We start from the raw sequence: 18,964 nt of genomic DNA on the forward strand, positions 1-18,964 counted from the left end.
CGTGACTACCCGTGTGCAGAGCTTATCTAAACGTGAGCAGCTTAATTTTTTGTTAACCAATCGCATTCCAAGAAGATGGTTAACCTTTTTCATGGGCTGGTATAGCCAAATACAAAGTCCACTATTAACTAAGTTTTCAATCTGGCTATGGACTTTATTTGCCGAAGACTTAAGGCTCCAAGATGCTAAAAAACAACATTTCACGAGTTTAGGTGACTGTTTTACACGTGAGTTGAAAGATGGGTTAAGACCTATCGCCAAACATCCTGAGCGAGTCATTAGCCCGTGCGATGCAATTATTGGTGAATATGGTGATATCCAAGGTACGCAGGTCTTTCAAGCTAAAGGTTTTCCATATGATATCAGTGAGTTAATTCCGAATTTACATATGAATCATAAATACCGAAATGGTAAATATATAACCTTACGTTTGAAATCTAGTATGTACCATCGATTTCATGCACCTGTTGATTGTTTTGTTAGCAAGGTTACCTACATATCGGGTGACACTTGGAACGTTAATCCGGTTGCGCTTAAACGCATAGAAAAACTGTTCTGTAAAAACGAGCGAGCAGTAGTTGAATTGCACAGCAATCACCCAACCAGCTGCATTACATTAGTGCCAGTTGCCGCCATTCTAGTGGCGAGCATGAAGTTTAACTTTTTACCTCAGGTCCTAAATTTAAAATACCAAGGCCCAAATAATATTTCTTGTGATGCCCAGTTTAATAAAGGTGATGAAATGGGCTACTTCCAGCATGGCTCCACCATTATCTTATTTGCCACCAGTAACTATCAATTTTGCGAAGGCATTGAAAAGGGCAAACTGATAAAAATGGGGCAACCCCTGCTTACCGGGCATCTAACCAGTTTTCCATAACACTAACGCGGTGTAAGTAAACCGTTGATTTTTCACTGACTAACCACTAATAGGTAACAACATGACCTTTTTTGAAGAACTACAAAAGCAACGTTGGGATGACCACCGCTATTATCACCACAATAGAATTAACCAATTTTTGCACTTACTCAGCGCCAGTTGTTTTATCGCAAGCTATATTCTGGTGTTTTACTATCCTGCCGCCGCCGCTCTAGTGGGATGGTTGTTGGCTATGGTACTGCGTCAAACTGGACACTTCTTTTTTGAGCCTAAGACTTATGACGAAGTGAACAAGACTACTCACAATTATAAAGAAAGCGTCAAAGTGGGATACAACCTGCAACGTAAGGTTGTGTTGTTATCACTATGGGCATTAGTCCCTGTCGTGCTTTTTTTTGAACCCACATTTTTCGGCATATTTACTGCTACTACTACTGACATTAGCGACATCAGCGGATTTGTGAATAACATGGCGATGGTATGGTTAGTGGTGGGTTTAGGCGCGATAGTATTCAGAACTGTGCATTTGTTTAAACTAATGGGGGTGCAATCTGGGTTCGTCTGGTTTACCAAAATTGCTACAGACCCTTTCCACGACATCAAAATTTACCATAAATCTTTGTACTACATTATGAAAGGCGAGATGTACGACAATATGGATGATTGGTACGAAGACGCGTCTTTTGAAAACAAAGCCTAGATTTGCAGAATACTCTGATAAAACGATAGGTAGATAAAACGGATCTTCATGGTTTCGATTTACCTATTGTTTAGGATCTTTTATTTTTCTCTAGAGACAACTTTTTTAAATAGTGTATTCGACTTAGTAAGTCGAATACGTCAAAAAAAGGTTTATCGATGAAGATCACTTTAATTAATAACAGATAGACCTTTTGCTTATGAGTTTAGACTTTTTCAAGACAGCAGAAACGCCTTTAATAAATCAAATATTTATAAATATGTTTTCCAGCATTTAATAAACCTTTCACCACATAACAATTATTGTCGTCAGCCCGAACATCTTAGGCACGTTCGGTGGCAATTAATCAATTTATTGCGTCAATAGTTTGTTCGATAACCTTAGGGTCAAATGTCAGTGACAAATCATAGCCTTTTTTGCTAAAGATTAAATATTCTCGCCTGATTAGTCTAGGCTTATCAATTTGAACTCAATTTGAACTTGATGCCTGTTTCCACAATTTAAGCCATATTGTGGTTGCTTGTGGCTAAACTTCGTACTCTATGATTGTAAATCATAGGTCATTTTTGCTATCTGCCTCTGCTTTGTAAAGCCATGAGAGTAAGCTCTGTGTTTTTACGATACAGTCAGTATAAAGTCGCTTCAGATTATGAAAGCAATCACTAGATTTAATTAATAAGGTAATATGTTTGCTGTACGGAGCAGTTCACTTTAGTATCTAAAACACTGTTAGACATTTAACATCTTGGAGTATTTTATGTTGAAATTATACGGTTCCACTACTTCTCCCTATGTAAGACGTTTGCGCATCTGGTTGGCGAATACTGACCATGAATTTATCAATCTTCAGATTTTTTCGGAACAAGACAGGCGACTTCTTGCAGCGAAAAATCCTACCATGAAAATACCTATGTTAGAGGATGTTACTAACGACGTGACGCGGGTCATTTTTGATTCGAGAATTATCTACCGTTATTTAACTGATAAGTTTGATGATCCATTGCTGAGCTGGGAGCAAGAGAACCAACTGACTCTCATAGACTCAGCCAACGACTCTTTGGTGCAAATGTTTATCTTATCTAACTCTGATATTCAGCCTGACGAAGACAAACTATATTTTAAGCTGCAAAAAGAGCGAGTGAATGCGGTATTAGTACACTTAAATGAGATGGTGGCGAAACAACAGTTTGCCAGTTGGAACTACCCCGCAGTTTGTCTTTATTGTTTAGTTGATTGGATCGAGTTTAGAAACTTACATAACATGCAGGGCTTAACCGACCTATTGGCGTTCCATGATGATAACGTGCAACGTATTGAAGTGACTGCCACCGACCCGAGAAATTAGTCTAATTGGTCAGACGTAATATGGGCTATGGTTGTATTAATCATAGAGCTTGTATTTATTTGTTTACAAATTTTTAACAATTGCCTGCATATAGCACAATATTACTGCCAACCTAGATTTGCAACTGCGCACAACCTTCGCTAAGTTTTAACTACGAATTTCACTGATTCGCAATAAATATGTGATTTTGACAAAACGGAAGTTACCTTTCGGCAAGTAGCCACACAAATCCCTCGACTATAATAAAGTACATATCGAAGTATACAGGGAACAATTCAATGAAAAATTTTAAGTACAAAGCTATTTCTGTCGCCACCGCTATAGCCCTAGGACTATCGGCCAGCGCCCAAGCAGCAGATGACCGTTATGTCATTCAGGTTGATGAAAGTAAAAAAGGTTTAGTAAAAGTATTGACCAAAAAATTAGGCGGTGTGATACACGTCGACTCAAATGGTTTTTTGGCCGCTACCTTCTCAGGTAAAACATTGGCCGATGTCAGGGGTTTGTTAAACAACCCACACATCACGTTAATTGAAGAAGACCAACTGCGAAAACGAAGTGGCCTTTTCAATGACGACATCGGTAATCCAATGGTGCAACAAGTTACACCTTATGCAGTTAAACAATCACAAGCCAGTGATGTCAACCTGCAACCAGGTATGAAGGTCTGTGTAATCGATTCTGGTCTTGATATGTCCAGTGGTGATTTTTTAGAGGACCGAATCAACGGTGACAATGATTCAGGCACAGGTAATTGGTTTGTAGCAGGAGGTGAGCATGGCACACACGTAGCAGGCACCATTGCTGCTGCGGATAATGGTTTTGGTGTGGTAGGTATGGCACCAGGCGTGCCTTTACATATCATCAAAGTGTTTAATGCCGAAGGTTACGCTTACTCGTCTAATTTGGCTCAAGCAGCGAATTTATGTGGCGCAGCTGGTGCAAACATTATCAGCATGAGTCTTGGCGGTGGTGGTGCAAACAGCACTGAAGAAAATGCTTTCAAAGACTTTACCGCGAACGGTGGACTGGTTGTGGCCGCGGCCGGAAATGATGGCAACTCAGTGCGTTCATATCCTGCGGGTTACCCATCGGTCATGATGATTGGTGCCAATGATAGCAACAACAATATTGCTGATTTTTCTCAGTTCCCAGGTTGCACAACGGGAAGAGGCAAAAGAGCTACTACTGATGAAACAATTTGTGTTGAAGTAACCGCTGGTGGTGTAAACACCTTATCTACCTTTCCTGCTGGCCTTGCCAGTGCCGCTGGTTTAAGTGCTGATGGAACGTCTTACGAAACCTCTGCTATGGAAAATTATGGCACAGTTAATCAAGGCGCAATTTATTTCATGGGCACAGCAGAAGCCGTTGATACAGATGCCGCAGGTAAAGTGTGCGTCATCGACCGCGGTACTATCTCTTTCTTCGACAAGGTCTATAACTGTGAAGAGTCAGGTGGTGTAGGTGCGGTCATTATTAACAATGAACCAGGTGTGTTGTACGGCACTTTGGGTGATGCAAGCAGCAACACTACTTCTATTCCAGCGGTAGGGACAGCACAGGAAGATCGTTCAGCTCTGATGGCAGCAACGTCAATGGATATTAGTGTGACCTCAAGTGACTATGGTTTCTTAAGTGGCACGTCTATGGCAACACCAGCGGTATCAGGAGTGGCTGCATTAGTATGGTCAAATCATCCAACATGTACTGGTAGTCAAATTCGCCAAGTGTTAAAAGACACAGCAATGGATGCAGGCGCAGCAGGTAAAGATGACTACTTTGGTTACGGCATTGTTCAGGCTGCTGACGCAAATGCGTACATTACAGACAATAATATCTGTGATGGTGGAACTGCACCTCCTACAGGTGGCGATTTAACCCTCACTGTATCAGGTTATAAATCCAGGGGCTCGCACGTTGTTGATTTAAGTTGGACTGGTGCAAACACCTCTAATGTAGATGTTTATAAAAATGGTGGTTTTTTAGCCAATACAGTGAACGATGGTAATTTAACCATTAACCTAAACACCAAAGGTGGTGGAACATACACTTTCCAAGTATGTGAAGACGGTGAAGACGGTATGTCAACTTGTTCAGAAACGTTAACAGTAGTCTTTTAAGCTAATAATAAAAAAAAGGCGAGCCTAAGTGGCTCGCCTTTTTTTTGTTGATCTTTGGTATGCTTAGGTTTTTAATACATAAGGTAACGTCATGAACGAACAACAAAAACTCGAAGCCGAAGCTTCTGCTTTTAGACAATTATTAAAACATCTAGATGAAAACAAAGATGTGCAAAATATTGATTTGATGATACTTGCGGATTTTTGTCGTAACTGTTTATCGAAGTGGTACATGGCGGGCGCTAAAGAGCAGGGTGTTGAAATAGATTACGATCAAGCACGTGAAGCTGTCTATGGAATGCCCTTTAGTGACTGGAAAGCTAATCACCAACTGCCGGCCAGTGAAGAACAATTAGCAGCGTTTGAAGCACGGCAAACGTCGTAAAAATAACACCTAAAAACATCTATGCCGCTGTCCTCGAAATTTTTTTTGGTAGCAGGCACAGGTTTTCTGTTTCTTTGTCCATCAAGATCCCGCAACTTAATCTCATTGGTGTTTATCACATTGACTGAACTAATACTGAACTAATGAGTGAAAAACAGAGGTAAGGATGAACAAAGATACAGGCTTATACTGTTTCAAAATCACCTGGTGATTCGAGAATGTTCAGTGAAAGTGCATAATGAAAGTGTTCAGTGAAAGTGCATAATGAAAGTGCATAATGAAAGTGTACAGTGAAAGTGCATGTTTTACCGCCAGTTATACTTTATGGCGATCATCATAAAAAGGGACCCAAATGATTAAGTTTTTACCATGGTTACTGGTTGTGGCTAGCATGTTGATATTGCCTAAGTCTTTTGCACAAGAAACCCGTCTATTGAGACAGCCTAGCATCAGCGATAGCCATTTAGCTTTTATTTATGCAGGCGATATATGGCTAACCGACTTGTTGGGTCAAAATAGTAAAAGGCTGACTAGTACCGCTGCAATAGAAAGCCATCCTCACTTTTCTCCAGATGGGCAAAGCTTAGCTTTTTCATCTAATCGTTCTGGTACAAACTCGGTTTACGTTATGTCTAGTAGCGGCGGTCAAGCCACTAGATTGTCATGGCATGCCGCTGGTGGCAGTGTGCGCGGATGGACACCCGATGGCCAAAAAGTACTGTTTGCTTCTGGTCGTGATACCGCGCCTAGGCCTATTAATCGTCTGTGGACTATTTCTGTTGATGGTGGACCAGCTGAGTTGGTTCTCAATCAATGGGCATCTAATGGTGCTTACTCTGGCGATGGCAAACAAATAGTCATCGACCGCATGTCTCGTTGGGACGGTGAATGGCGTAACTATCGTGGTGGACAAAATACACCTTTAGTGGTGGTTGATTTAGTCAACCTTGAAGAAACCATGATCAACAGTGATTCCACCATCGATATCGAACCTATTTGGGTTAATGACACGGTTTACTTTTTGTCAGACAGAGACTGGGTATCCAATATCTGGTCATATTCTGTGAAACGAAAAAGACTCAAACAAATCACAGAATTCAAAAATGCTGATATCAAACAATTAGGCACCAACGGGAAACAGTTAGTATTTGAACAAAATGGCGACTTGTTTACCTTTGATTTAGCCAGTGAGGAGCTTCAAAAAATATCAATTACAGTGACTGGTGATTTTCCTTGGGCCGATACTAGATGGCAAAATGTGGGTGATAAGGCAAGTTCAGCCTCATTATCACCCACAGGAAAACGTGCAATCATGGCCTCCCGTGGAGAGATTTTCACGGTTCCGGTTGAATATGGCAGTGTGCGTAACCTTACTCAAAGTTCTGATGCAGCAGACAGGGCACCGATTTGGTCTCCCAAAGGTGATCAAGTTGCTTGGTTTTCTGACAAAGGTGAACAAGGCTATCAGTTGCAGTTGCAATCTCAAGACGGTTTGTCTGAATTGCAAACGATAGCAATAGGTGAATCAAAAATGGCGTGGGAGCCTACTTGGTCGCCTGATGGTAAGTACATTGCATTTGTAGATGATGATGTGCGTATTCGTTTATTAGAACTTGCGACTGAAAACATTATCACCGTTGATACGGGTGGAACCAATTTAGAACGCGGCAGGAATGATTTGGCATGGTCACCAGATTCGAATGCTTTAGCGTATGTGAAAACCGCTAATAATGGCTTTCAGCAAATCAAAATATATGCTGTTGATACTAAAAAAACGCATTTTTTAACTAATAAATTCGCTAACTCGTTGTCACCTGCCTGGGACCAAAATAGTAAATATTTATATTTCTTGGCCAGCACCGATTATGGCTTAAATAGTGGTTGGGCAAATACCAGTTCAATAGGATCTGATGCTGAGTATTCCCCTTATATTGTGAGCTTATTAGCAGATGAAACGTCACCTTTTGCCCCACGCAGTGACGAAGAAAATACTGAAGAGAAAGACATTGACGAAGAAGACATTGACGAAGAAGACATTGATGAAGAAAGCATCGATGATGATGCAGAGCCTTCAGGAAAAAGTGATACTCCAGAAGATAAAGTTCAAGAAAAAAACGACAAAGAGACATCAAAAAATAGCATAGAAAAAATAGACATAGACTTCGAAAATATAGAAAGGCGGATTTTACCTCTCCCCATGCCGGCAGGAAACTATGCTTTTGCTCTGACAGCGCCAAAAGGAACGGTATTTTTCGCTAAGAGACAACACGAAGACCGAAATCTTGAATTACTTAAGTTTGACTTGAAATCACGAAAAGCAGAACCTTTTATACAAGGTATTCAGACAGCAAGTATCTCGGCTGATCATAAAAAATTGCTAGTCAAAAAAGGTCCTAAATGGTTTGTAGTAGATGCAGATAAACCCACCGCTAAGACCGACAAGCCTTTAAATACCAAGTTGATGATGAGCCTTGACCGTCAAAAAGAATGGAGACAAATATTTGTCGAGGCATGGCGTTATCAACGGGATTATTTTTACGACGAAAATATGCACGGACGCGATTGGAATGAAGTATTTAGTCGCTACGAACCTTTAGTGAAACATATCAAACACCGTGCTGCTTTAACTTATTTACTAGATATGGTGAACGGTGAACTGTCTGTTGGGCATAGCTTTGTGTTTGGCGGCGATTATCCAAAAACACAGAAGGCTAGAGCAGGTTTACTGGGTGCAGATTTATTAGTTAATAATGGGTACTGGCAGTTCGACCGAATATTTACCGCAGAAAGTTGGAATCCCAAATTAAAAGGCCCACTAGATCAGCCAGGTTTGAATATAGATCAAGGTCAATATTTGGTTGGTGTCAATGGTAAAGAATTGACTAGCGTAGATAACCCTTACGAATTTCTAGACGGCACAGTCGACCAGCAAACCGTATTACATATTAACGACAAACCCAGCTTTAGCGAAGCTTGGCAAATCACGGTGAAACCAACCAGTAATGAAAGGGCACTAAGACAAAGGGCCTGGGTTGAAGATAATCGCAGATTAGTCGACAAGTTATCTGATGGGAAATTAGCTTACGTGTGGGTACCCAATACCAGTACGCCAGGGTTTGTTTCATTTAACCGGTATTTCTTTGCCCAGCAAGATAAATTAGGAGCAGTGATTGATGAACGATTTAACGGCGGGGGGTTGTTAGATGATTACATGGTTGACTTAATGAACCGAAAACTCCGTGCTGCGCTTACTAATGAAGTACCCAACGGCAAACCCTTGCTGTTACCTGCTGGGATCAAAGGCCCCAAAGTATTACTGATTAATGAACTGGCTGGCTCTGGTGGTGATTATTTTCCTTGGGCGTTTCGACAACAAAAAGTGGGTAAGTTAATAGGTGCACGCACTTGGGGTGGTCTAGTGAAATCATCCGTGCATTATAGATTAGTCGATGGCGGTGCTCTCACTGCGCCAGATAATGCGGTATTCGATCCACTTAACAACAAGTGGGTAGGCGAAAATATTGGTATTGCCCCAGATATCAATGTATATCAGGATGCTCAATCACTGGCAAAAGGTGATGATCCACAACTACTAGCAGGGGTCAAAGAATTGCTGAAACAGTTGAAAAAGATTAAAGTCAGGTCAGTAATACCACCTAAATATTCAACGCCGGCCACTCAAGAGTAAACTTAAGTGTGCGTAGGCGTTTAAATAAAGTTGCGCAAAATGTCAGTGTAAAAATTAATACGGCAGATTCAGAGTATCGATTTGCCCTACAGATAAGTTAAGCGGAGAGAGTGATGAGTCAAAGCATTAATATTAACAATAAAAGTTATCCCATTGATGTCGATGGAGACATGCCTTTATTGTGGTTCTTACGAGATAAATTGGAGCTAACAGGCACCAAATTTGGTTGTGGTATGGGTTTATGTGGAGCCTGTACGGTCCATCTCGATGGCCAAGCGGTTCGATCTTGCGTGATGCCCATTTCAGCCTTGGCAGGTAAAACTATCACTACTATAGAAGGCTTGTCTGAAGCAGGTGATCATCCGTTACAAAAAGCATGGTTGGCTAACAAAGTACCACAATGTGGTTACTGTCAGGCTGGTCAAATCATGAATGCCGCCAGCTTTTTAGCCACCAATAAAACCCCTAGTAGTGACGATATCGACAATGCTATGCAAGGTAATATATGCCGTTGTGGTACGTATCAACGTATCAAACAAGCGGTTTCTGACGCCGCTGACGAAATGTACAAGGAGGCTTAACATGACAACATCAAATCAAACTTCTCTTGGAAACCAAACTCCTCTTTTAAATACGCATACGGTGACCAACCAAAGTCGTCGTAAATTCCTTAAACAAACAGGTTTAGCAACCGGTGGTTTAGTGTTGGGCATTAGCCTGCCGCAAACGACTATTGCTGGTTTTAAAATGGGCCAAGACAGCACCTTTAATCCCAATGCCTTTATCCATATAGCCGACAACGGCGATACCTTGATTTTCTGTGGCCGCTGTGAAATGGGCCAAGGTATTAGCACTGCATTACCCGCCGCAGTAGCCGACGAGCTTGAAGCCGATTGGACGCGGGTGAGCATTAAACAAGGTGAAGGTAACGAAGAAAAATATGGTCCTCAGGCCACAGGTGGTTCGGCCAGTATTCGCGTTATGTATATTCCTATGCGTGAAGCAGGCGCCGCAGCCAAAGTCATGTTAGTGGCTGCAGCAGCAAAAGTGTGGGGCGTGACGCCTGATAAATGTATGGCTGAAAACCATTATGTTATCAATAAGAACAATCAACAAAAACTCAGTTATGGCGATTTGGCAAGCCTTGCTGCTAATGAACCTGTGCCAGAAAACGTGATATTAAAAGAAAAGAAAGATTTCAAATATATCGGCAAAGATATCGCTAGGCATAATCAAGGTGACATCGTAGTAGGCAAATTAACCTATGGCGTGGATACCAAAATGCCTGGGCTAAAATATGCTGCAATGACGCATTGCCCTGTTATGGGTGGCAAGCTTAAAAGTGTTGATAAAACGGCAGCCATGCAAGTCAAAGGTGTGCTTGATGTAATTGAAATTCCCAGGTTTGAAGTGCCTTTTGGAACACTTGGTGGGGTTGCAGTAGTGGCAGACAACACTTGGACAGCTCAACAAGCCCTTAAAAAGCTGAATATTGAATGGGATTTAGGTGAGCATAAAAGTTATGACTCTAAGGCGTACAAAGCGCAGCTAGTCAAAAATGTTGAACGCCCAGCGCAGCTCGCTGCCGAGCGAGGCGACATCACAAAAGCCTTTGTTGAAGCAGAGCATGTTATCAAAGCGACCTATACCGGTGGGCATTTGTCTCACGCACCTATGGAGCCCAATGCTTCAGTGGTGTGGGTACAAAAAGACAGCTGTGAAGTCTGGGCTGCTACACAAAGCCCTGGCGATATTCAAAAAGTATTAGCTCAATATTTAGACCGCGATCCAAAAGATATCGTCGTCAATGTGACTATGGCTGGTGGCGCGTTTGGGCGTAAGTTCAAATGTGACTATGTGCATGAAGCGGCAGTATTGTCCAAGGCAGTTAATGCACCAGTGCAGCTTACGTGGTCACGAGAAGAAGATATGCGTACTGGTTATTATCATTCAATTAATGCCCAGCATATTGAAGCCGCTATGGACAAAAACGGCAATGTCACAGGTTGGTTACACCGTGCTGCTTTTCCTGCGATTGCTTCATTGTTTGACCCATCACTTGATAGGGCACCGGCAAGCAACTTAGGTGATGTGGATAATCATCCATTTTTTATTGCAAACTATCGCAGTGAAACGGGTGAAGCCAAAGCGCACACTCGTATTGGTTGGTACCGTGCTGTGTACGCCATATTTTATGGTTTTGCTTTTGGTAGCATTGCTGATGAATTGGCTCACAAAACCAAAAAAGATACGGTTAGTCTACTAAACAGCATTTACGATAATAATAAAAATGCCGAACAAGCTGAGCAAGTCGCTCGCTCAAAAGGTGCGCTGGCTATGGCGGCTGAAAAGTCTAATTGGGTTAACCGCGACAAATTACCAAGTAATCAAGGGCTAGGTATCGCGGTGCATTTTAGTTTTAATAGCTACGTTGCTATGGCAGTGCGAGTCGAAGTCAACGGTGACGATATTAAAGTGCTTGAAGTGGATGCAATAGTTGACTGTGGTCAAGTGTTAAATCTAGACAGTGCAACAGCACAAATGGAAGGTGCGATAGTTATGGGCATGTCACTGTCATTACGCACTGAGGTGGTGTTCAGAGATGGCGCAGTGGTCAATTCAAACTTTCATGATTACCCCGTTTTACGTATCAACGAAATGCCTCAGGTTAACGTGTACTTCACCGAAAATGAGTTTAAACCAACGGGTCTTGGTGAACCGGGTCTAGGGCCATTTGCTCCTGCATTAGCCAACGCCGTGTTTGCAGCCTCGGGTAAACGTTACAGAGACTTACCGTTTAAACCGATGTCGATGTGATTTAGAGCTTAATCGATTAAAAAGCCGCGAGAGACTGCGGCTTTTTTTTGATTATATTCGTTCACCCAGTAATCAAGATTGATTCTAGAAATTCTAAACTTAATCCTCACTAATTTTATCGAAACCAAATGCCAATGGCAGCAACGTTTCGAATTTAACTGTTTTAATCTGACCATCTTGAGTTGCCAAATGTACTTCTGTCTGGGCATTAGCAAACTCAGCAATTTTTTGTCGACAACCTCCGCAAGGTGGGCAGAAATCATTGTTGGGACTGGCGATCAGGATCTGTTTGATCTGCTTGCCACCTGAAGCAATCATGGCAGAAATCGCTCCTGCTTCGGCACATTGACCCAGTGGGTAGGCGGCGTTTTCAACATTGCAGCCGCCATGGTGTTGAGCGTTTTCGTCAAGAATGGCTGCACCTACATGGAAATTTGAATAAGGTGCGTGGGCATTCTTTTGTGCTTTAGTGGCTAGTGCCAGTAGCATGCTGTATTCGACTGTCAGGTTATGTGCCATAAATCAGACTTAAAATTATACTAGGCAGCGTAGTTTGCTTTATTTCGGGCGTGAGATTCAAGTTTAATTGATACTTAAAGAGAACAGACCATAGGGCAACTTTACTTTTACAGGGAAATAAGAGATTCTTAGTCGCATATGTTTCCTTTGTTTTCGACTATTTTAAAGAGTCGCAGTGAAACCAAGGCTTAAAGTTAGGGTCACACAAGTCATCTATTTTCAGGTAAAACTTCTTTATTAATATGTATAAACATCTCAGCAGCATCATTTTACTCAGCGCATTCTTATTTGGTTGTGCAAACAATAGCGGCTCTATGCAGGGCAACAGACAAATGGGTAATTTATTATTAGCCGAACCTGCACCTATGAGCCAACGTTCACAATTGGCCATTGCACGTTATAGCCATATTTTAAGTAATACCGACTTAGAAGATGAACAAAGAGCACAACTGCTACACCAGCGTGGCACCTTATATGACAGTGTAGGGTTAACTGGGTTAGCTCAATACGATTTTAATCAGGCTATCCGTTTAAAGCCTGACTTAGCTGAAGCTTATAATTCTTTAGGTGTGCATTACACCTTGCAAATGAATTTTATTCAGGCTTACGAGGCTTTTGATGCCACCTTAGATATTAATCCAGACATGGAATTTGCGTTTTTGAATCGTGGTATCGCCCTATATTATGGCGGACGTCCCGATTTGGCAGTCCGTGATTTTGTTGAGTTTTATGATAAAAATGCATCAGATCCTTATCGTGCACTTTGGAATTATCTAGCTTCCAGTGAAATAGATAAACCTCAAGCGTTGATTGAACTCGCGCAGCAGCGAAAAAATTTAGATGAAACAAACTGGGCGACTCAACTAGTCGATTTATACCTTGAAAAAACAACCGAAAATGAATTGCTTAGCTCACTAATTAGCGGCGTCACTAGTCAGCAGCAATTGACTGATAGATTATGTGAGGCTTATTTTTATTTAGGCAAATACCACTCAGCAAGAGACAATAAAGGGATTGCGTCAAACTACTTCAAGCTTGCATTAAGCACTAACGTATTTGAGTATGTTGAACACCGCTACGCACGTTTAGAACTTAATTTATTACGCGATAAAGCTAATGAAACGGGTACAGACGAGATACAAACTCAATAAAATGACAGTATTGACTAAATGGGGAATAGCCATATCTTGTATACTGATCCCTGTTTGGTTTTTGGTTAATCACTACTTAATAGATATTAACTCTTCATTACAAAACCCAGCTCCTACACACCCAATATCCTACAAAGCAGCCAAACAACAACTTGCTCATGGTAAAGCCCTGTGGCGTGATAAAAAGTACCAACAGTCAGCCCAAGTATTTTCATCACTCAGGACAAAAAAATTGAATGCGGAGCTGCAGTCCTTAACGGGCTTGTATCAATATCATACGACCGCTTTTAATAAAAATCGCAATTCTGATTTTATGCAGCAGTTATCTGCTTTACCTGATAACTGTCAACAAAAATTATTATTTGTCACCCCGGATATAGATTCATTAGTGCAAGCAGAATATTTTAGGTCACGTTTTGAGCAAGACTCTCGCCTAAGCTCTTTACCTATTTGTATTTATGATATGACTTGGTTTGATCCGCTGGAAATTATCTGCGAAGACAATTGGCAACAAAGTGGCCGATTAGGCTGCCAACTATTGTCACTCGCTGAAAAACTAAAACGCTTACCGTTTACCCATTTAGTGATGTTTGCCAAAAAAGGCAAAGCCAACGTACATAACGGTATTATGTTTCTTGACCGCCAAGACAGCTACGACGTGTTTATTCACGAATTAGCGCACTTCTCAGGGTTTATTGATGAATACCCACTGAGTCAAAGCTTAGCAAAACGGGTGTGTGCTGGAGTTGATGCACCTAACATTGTGTTTAAACAAATAGATAAATTAGATGCTGATAGACAATACTGGCACTCACTAGGACTACAAGACAACACTGATATATTTGCAGCGCGGACTTGTGATAATCACTCGACTCAGGCGTTTAAAGCATCAAATCAACTAACGTTTATGGAATATCATGATACTGGCTTCATACCTAATCACTATTTAATTGCGTGGCAAAGGCAACTGCAAAAAACACCTAATCTTCCATCTGCACATATTAACTTTGCCCAGTTATACGAACAGTCCAATAACTTATCAGAAAGCCAGTTTTGGCGTGCTAAGTATCAACAATACATCTTGTCCTTTGCAAATAAGGTTACTAATCTTTAACTCGAAAATATATTAATTGCATCACAAATGGGTATAATAATCGAACGTTTTACAAGTACCATGTAGTGCCTTAAAAAATATGTCTGAGCTATTTTCTGTAAAAACCATTGATTACCCTTTTCCAGCCAAGCCTATTGAGCTGAGTGATACACAGCAGTACGAATACGTGCAACAAATCAAAACACTGCTTAAACAAAACAATGCCGTTTTGATAGCGCACTATTACACTGACCCCGAGATTCAAGCCTTAGCCGAAGAAACCGGCGGTTGTATCTCTGACTCACTAGAAATGGCCAGATTTGGGCGCGACTGTGAAGCCGACACTTTGATTATTGCGGGCGTACGATTTATGGGCGAAACCGCAAAAATTCTCAGCCCAGATAAAAAAGTACTCATGCCCACCCTAGAAGCAACCTGTTCACTAGATTTGGGATGCCCTGATAAACAGTTCAGCGCATTTTGTGATGCTCACCCAGAGCACACTGTAGTGGTCTACGCTAACACATCAGCAGCGGTCAAAGCCCGCGCCGATTGGGTAGTCACATCAAGTATCGCATTAGAAATTGTTGACCATCTGGACTCGCTGGGTGAAAAAATCATCTGGGCCCCTGATAGACACTTAGGTGCTTATGTAGCCAAACAAACGGGTGCCGATATGTTGCTATGGCAAGGCGAATGTATCGTGCATGACGAGTTTTCGGCCAAAGCACTCAACGATATGAAACACCTTCATCCAGATGCCGCAGTGTTAGTACACCCCGAATCTCCAGCAAGCGTAATAGACATGGCTGATGCAGTAGGTTCAACCACTCAGCTGATTAATGCCGCTAAAACATTGCCACATAATAAATTTATCGTTGCCACAGATAGAGGCATTTTTTATAAAATGCAACAAGCTGCTCCAAACAAAACTTTGCTAGAAGCACCAACAGGTGGCAATGGCGCAACCTGTAAAAGCTGTGCTCACTGCCCATGGATGGCTATGAACGGCCTAAAAGCGATTTACCAAGCACTGACTGAAACCCATGGACACGAAATTTTTGTTGATGATGCAACACGTGAAAAAGCCTTAATTCCGCTAAATCGGATGTTGGACTTTGCAGCAGATCTAAAGCTAAAAATAAAAGGTAACGCTTAACCCACTTTTCAAACAATTTAACCAGATAAAGCCAGTTTTCTGGCTTTTTTATATTTAGTTACGCGTAAGCCATATAATTCTTTCTAACCCAATCTAATACTCAGGAGCATGACATGCTAGATTTAAGCCGCTACAAAGGGATAGTGTTTGATATGGACGGAACTTTGATAGACTCAATGGGGGCGCACAATATAGCTTGGCGCCACGCTTGTGAGAAATATGCTTATCCTTTTGACGAAGAGTATATACATAACCTTGGCGGTGTACCCACCAGAGACATTGTTATGCTTCTTAACGAAAAACATGGGCTTAGCCATGATCCAGACGCAGTGACTAAAACAAAAAATCTAATGTTTTTGAAACTTAAAGATAGCCCAAGTATTATCGACGATACATTTCAAGTAATGCAACGTTACGAGGGCATACTAAAAATGGGTGTAGGCACTGGTTCAGAACGTAACAATGCTATTCAGATGTTGACTGATACAGGCTTATTAGCACGTCTTGAAACGGTAGTTACTGCATCTGATGTCACTCACGGTAAACCGCACGGTGAAACCTTCATAACCGTTGCCACGAACATGGGCTTACAGCCAAACGAATGTGTGGTGTTTGAAGACACCGAGGTAGGTCGTCAAGCTGCCCAGAATGCTGGCATGGATTGCATCATGGTCATTAATGGTAAAATAGTATTGCCATAATAATCGGGCGAATGTTTGTCAGATAGGTGTTTTTTGTATTATTAGCAGTGATATGACTAATAAAACGGCGCATCATCAGTTTGGTTGCAGTTAGTGCTTGCGCAGCCAAGCGGTTTTCCATAACATACGCGCCTCTTTTGTAGCAGCGACTTAGAGCAATCGTCTGCAACAGATAATAATCAAAGCGCACGCTAAGCGCCAAGTTGAATACCATCAACTTAAATAAATAAGCAAAGTTTTGGAGAGGTGGCTGAGCGGCTTAAGGCGCACGCCTGGAAAGCGTGTTTAGGGTTAAACCTAACGTGGGTTCGAATCCCACCCTCTCCGCCAAATACTATAGATAAGCCTCTGTTTTACAGAGGCTTTTTTATATCTATTACTTTGCGATCCGTCAAGAAGACCGTCAAATATCCACGTTATTATAAAAAACGACCTTACAGAAAATTAATCGAACCTGATCAATGGAAGAAGGGGACCGATTTTTATTACGTCCATTATTGCAATCGTTAGGCAGCAAAGATAAATCCAGTTACTCCTATTCGCTCATTAGAGACCGTCAGATGGATTTATACCAAAGTAACTAATAAACCCGCTTGCATAGAGAAAGCATCTCTATGAGGAGCTTAGTTTGTTCATTGAGCATAGTTTTTGTTTGATCATATAAATTTGAGTTGAGCAGAGTTTGATTAATTTGTTTTTGTCTATTTATAGCCTCTTCTAAGGCAAAAATTATTGTTTGACCGATAATTGTGCTCATCTAGCTTCCTTGCCGTGTTTGAATACCAAATTTAGTACAGCTGCGTTTGAAATTAATTTTAAAGGCTAGAAAAAGATACTCCCCCTATTAGTAAAAAGGGGGTTGTTAGCAAGATAAAAACAGCCTTAATACGATAAGCAGCTAGGTGCTGTGAGATTAATTGATCTCACAGCCAACTCCGGTCATTGGGCACCTTTGATTGTTACTTCGGCTATACGCCCAAAGCGGACCAAATAACTAACGGATTGAACGGTAAACTTGGTGACAAATGATACGCTTCAGCGAACCTGCCCCCGCAGGTTTCTAGTAAGTACAAACTATTGGACTTGGTTGTGCTCGTTTTGAAACGATTCAATTAAGTTAATAACTATTGATGTCGCTTGTGTTGAGCCCAAGTATAGACATGGGATGCTAACCACATCAGCACCACAATTTTACTCAATTGACTGATTAATCCGTGGCTATATTCGAGTATTGAATAGGCTGTTTGCATTCGCTCGACTGGGCTGGGGATCACTAACCAATCAAATACTTTGACTGCAGAACCCCTGGCCCATACGGTTAAAAATCCGCTAGTAAACAGTGCTAATAGTGTCAATATGACAAGCATATTAGCTGTGTTTTGGTAGCCCTGCGTCAGCTTTGTTTGAACGGTCAATAATCTCGCTAGCAAATACACAATGAACAATAGTAAAAACAACATAGAGATACCAATGTGATGCCAGATTGCTGCGATTAGTGTCTCCCTTTCTGGCTGCATATCTATTGTTAATCCCGTCCAAAACACCCAAGGAGTCGCAACAATGATTGCTACTCCTAGGATAAATCCAATTCTAGACAACATATCAATATTGACCTGATAGGCTTATATTTTGTGAGGGGCGCAGCGGTTCGTTGGTAGTGTATTGGTCGATGGTTTGGTGGGCTTTATTGATAGCTTCCGCTAAACCCATTTTACCGTCTTTGACATAACCTGCATATTCAAGCATGGGCATATACAGCGCTGTGGGTTCGCCTTGGATAGTGAGTGAAAAATATGCATTGTTAGTTTCAACTTCACTCCATTTATCACGCACAGCTTGCCAGTAGTCCTTGGTTAAGTGCCAGTAATCATCTGCCACCGAAAACGCAATTTGATCATCACGCACATAGGTGTTTATGCCAATTTCTCTTGCTAAAAGTGTTGCTGTTTGTGAGCGTAAAATAAGTTTTGAATTGTCTTGCTCGTGCACCCATCCATTAGGTGTCACTGCGTGTCGATTGACCGCCAATATAGCATCATAGTCGTCTCGTTTAGTCATATCTCTGCGCGGCAAGGGACGCATATTCACTTCAGATGCCCATTGCGATATTCCATTGTCATGTTGCCAAGCCGCCAATCCCGCGTAACGTGGGCTATCGTCCACTTGATACACAACCTGAGCCCATTTTCCCTGTCGTTCTTGTTGCTTTAAGTCGCGCTTTTTCCAGCTATTAAATCCGACAAATTCATGAATGGATTCTGGTGCGTAAATCCTATCTTGACGCCAATGTTTGATATGAAACTGATGTTTATCACCCACTAATAACATGTGTTGCAGACTACTAAAGCCGGGGATTGTTTCAATTACTCGTACTCGCTCGTATGCGCGCTTCACCGTATGATA

The 18,964-nt window shown here is 41.6% G+C and carries 16 protein-coding genes and 1 tRNA gene; 13 read left to right on the plus strand and 4 right to left on the minus strand.

The window, feature by feature from the left end:
• Nucleotide 1 precedes the first annotated feature (1 nt).
• The 8 genes from asd (at nt 2) to QZ562_RS02965 (ending at nt 11,938) form a co-directional block, all read left to right on the plus strand.
• Nucleotides 2-880: an archaetidylserine decarboxylase gene (gene asd, locus QZ562_RS02930; RefSeq protein ID WP_293756699.1), complete on the plus strand. Its 879-nt coding sequence runs from the start codon at nt 2-4 to the stop codon at nt 878-880.
• A 61-nt stretch (nt 881-941) separates the two neighbouring features.
• Nucleotides 942-1,580, plus strand: a complete 639-nt coding sequence (locus tag QZ562_RS02935) for a hypothetical protein (protein ID WP_293756702.1) — start codon at nt 942-944, stop codon at nt 1,578-1,580.
• Nucleotides 1,581-2,337: 757 nt separating this feature from the next.
• Nucleotides 2,338-2,925, plus strand: coding sequence for a glutathione S-transferase family protein (locus QZ562_RS02940; RefSeq protein ID WP_293756704.1), 588 nt, complete (start codon nt 2,338-2,340; stop codon nt 2,923-2,925).
• A gap of 278 nt (nt 2,926-3,203) precedes the next feature.
• Nucleotides 3,204-5,048, plus strand: coding sequence for a S8 family serine peptidase (locus QZ562_RS02945; protein WP_293756706.1), 1,845 nt, complete (start codon nt 3,204-3,206; stop codon nt 5,046-5,048).
• Nucleotides 5,049-5,139: 91 nt separating this feature from the next.
• Nucleotides 5,140-5,433 carry a DUF1244 domain-containing protein gene (locus tag QZ562_RS02950; RefSeq protein WP_293756709.1) on the plus strand — a complete coding sequence of 98 codons (294 nt, stop codon included), beginning with the start codon at nt 5,140-5,142 and terminating at the stop codon, nt 5,431-5,433.
• Between the two features lie 352 nt (nt 5,434-5,785).
• Complete coding sequence (locus tag QZ562_RS02955) at nt 5,786-9,121, plus strand: S41 family peptidase (RefSeq protein WP_293756711.1); 3,336 nt, start codon at nt 5,786-5,788, stop codon at nt 9,119-9,121.
• Between the two features lie 113 nt (nt 9,122-9,234).
• Nucleotides 9,235-9,702: a (2Fe-2S)-binding protein gene (locus QZ562_RS02960; RefSeq protein WP_293756714.1), complete on the plus strand. Its 468-nt coding sequence runs from the start codon at nt 9,235-9,237 to the stop codon at nt 9,700-9,702.
• Between the two features lies 1 nt (nt 9,703).
• Nucleotides 9,704-11,938 carry a molybdopterin cofactor-binding domain-containing protein gene (locus QZ562_RS02965; protein WP_293756717.1) on the plus strand — a complete coding sequence of 745 codons (2,235 nt, stop codon included), beginning with the start codon at nt 9,704-9,706 and terminating at the stop codon, nt 11,936-11,938.
• Between the two features lie 99 nt (nt 11,939-12,037).
• Here the strand turns inward: QZ562_RS02965 and cdd are convergent, their stop codons facing one another.
• Nucleotides 12,038-12,457 carry a cytidine deaminase gene (gene cdd / locus QZ562_RS02970; RefSeq protein WP_293756720.1) on the minus strand — a complete coding sequence of 140 codons (420 nt, stop codon included), beginning with the start codon at nt 12,455-12,457 and terminating at the stop codon, nt 12,038-12,040.
• A 242-nt stretch (nt 12,458-12,699) separates the two neighbouring features.
• Between cdd and nlpI the strand changes: the two genes are divergently transcribed.
• The 5 genes from nlpI to QZ562_RS02995 all read left to right on the plus strand — a co-directional run bounded on the left by nlpI (nt 12,700) and on the right by QZ562_RS02995 (nt 16,891).
• Nucleotides 12,700-13,608, plus strand: a complete 909-nt coding sequence (gene nlpI, locus QZ562_RS02975; protein WP_293756722.1) for a lipoprotein NlpI — start codon at nt 12,700-12,702, stop codon at nt 13,606-13,608.
• Nucleotide 13,609: 1 nt separating this feature from the next.
• Nucleotides 13,610-14,722, plus strand: a complete 1,113-nt coding sequence (locus QZ562_RS02980) for a hypothetical protein (protein ID WP_293756725.1) — start codon at nt 13,610-13,612, stop codon at nt 14,720-14,722.
• Nucleotides 14,723-14,801: 79 nt separating this feature from the next.
• The gene (nadA, locus tag QZ562_RS02985) at nt 14,802-15,860 is read left to right on the plus strand and encodes a quinolinate synthase NadA (protein ID WP_293756727.1); all 1,059 of its coding nucleotides are present in this window, start codon (nt 14,802-14,804) and stop codon (nt 15,858-15,860) included.
• Between the two features lie 113 nt (nt 15,861-15,973).
• The gene (locus tag QZ562_RS02990; protein ID WP_293756729.1) at nt 15,974-16,561 is read left to right on the plus strand and encodes a beta-phosphoglucomutase family hydrolase; all 588 of its coding nucleotides are present in this window, start codon (nt 15,974-15,976) and stop codon (nt 16,559-16,561) included.
• Between the two features lie 240 nt (nt 16,562-16,801).
• A tRNA-Ser gene (locus QZ562_RS02995) sits at nt 16,802-16,891 on the plus strand.
• A gap of 250 nt (nt 16,892-17,141) precedes the next feature.
• Here QZ562_RS02995 and QZ562_RS03000 read toward each other — a convergent pair.
• From QZ562_RS03000 to QZ562_RS03010, 3 genes are all read right to left on the minus strand, one after another.
• Nucleotides 17,142-17,318 (minus strand): hypothetical protein, encoded by a 177-nt coding sequence (locus QZ562_RS03000; protein WP_293756733.1) that lies wholly within the window; start codon nt 17,316-17,318, stop codon nt 17,142-17,144.
• 367 nt (nt 17,319-17,685) lie between these two features.
• Entirely contained in the window at nt 17,686-18,162 is a 477-nt protein-coding gene (locus QZ562_RS03005) for a hypothetical protein (protein ID WP_293756735.1), read from the minus strand.
• A gap of 1 nt (nt 18,163) precedes the next feature.
• Nucleotides 18,164-18,964, minus strand: an 801-nt coding sequence (locus QZ562_RS03010; protein WP_363315316.1) for a DUF6607 family protein, incomplete at its 5' end; no start/stop codon positions are given.

The sequence above is a fragment of the uncultured Paraglaciecola sp. genome (genome assembly GCF_913058035.1).
Taxonomy (GTDB): Bacteria; Pseudomonadota; Gammaproteobacteria; order Enterobacterales; family Alteromonadaceae; genus Paraglaciecola.

Bases quoted from the DNA above. Each gene is read 5' to 3' on its own strand.
- nadA (WP_293756727.1), top strand. From the start codon at position 14,802: ATGTCTGAGCTATTTTCTGTAAAAACCATTGATTACCCTTTTCCAGCC.
- QZ562_RS02940 (WP_293756704.1), top strand. From the start codon at position 2,338: ATGTTGAAATTATACGGTTCCACTACTTCTCCCTATGTAAGACGTTTG.
- nlpI (WP_293756722.1), top strand. From the start codon at position 12,700: ATGTATAAACATCTCAGCAGCATCATTTTACTCAGCGCATTCTTATTT.
- QZ562_RS02980 (WP_293756725.1), top strand. From the start codon at position 13,610: ATGACAGTATTGACTAAATGGGGAATAGCCATATCTTGTATACTGATC.
- QZ562_RS02950 (WP_293756709.1), top strand. From the start codon at position 5,140: ATGAACGAACAACAAAAACTCGAAGCCGAAGCTTCTGCTTTTAGACAA.
- QZ562_RS02990 (WP_293756729.1), top strand. From the start codon at position 15,974: ATGCTAGATTTAAGCCGCTACAAAGGGATAGTGTTTGATATGGACGGA.
- QZ562_RS02955 (WP_293756711.1), top strand. From the start codon at position 5,786: ATGATTAAGTTTTTACCATGGTTACTGGTTGTGGCTAGCATGTTGATA.
- QZ562_RS02960 (WP_293756714.1), top strand. From the start codon at position 9,235: ATGAGTCAAAGCATTAATATTAACAATAAAAGTTATCCCATTGATGTC.
- QZ562_RS02965 (WP_293756717.1), top strand. From the start codon at position 9,704: ATGACAACATCAAATCAAACTTCTCTTGGAAACCAAACTCCTCTTTTA.
- QZ562_RS03005 (WP_293756735.1), bottom strand. From the start codon at position 18,162: ATGTTGTCTAGAATTGGATTTATCCTAGGAGTAGCAATCATTGTTGCG.
- QZ562_RS02935 (WP_293756702.1), top strand. From the start codon at position 942: ATGACCTTTTTTGAAGAACTACAAAAGCAACGTTGGGATGACCACCGC.
- QZ562_RS02945 (WP_293756706.1), top strand. From the start codon at position 3,204: ATGAAAAATTTTAAGTACAAAGCTATTTCTGTCGCCACCGCTATAGCC.
- cdd (WP_293756720.1), bottom strand. From the start codon at position 12,457: ATGGCACATAACCTGACAGTCGAATACAGCATGCTACTGGCACTAGCC.
- QZ562_RS03000 (WP_293756733.1), bottom strand. From the start codon at position 17,318: ATGAGCACAATTATCGGTCAAACAATAATTTTTGCCTTAGAAGAGGCT.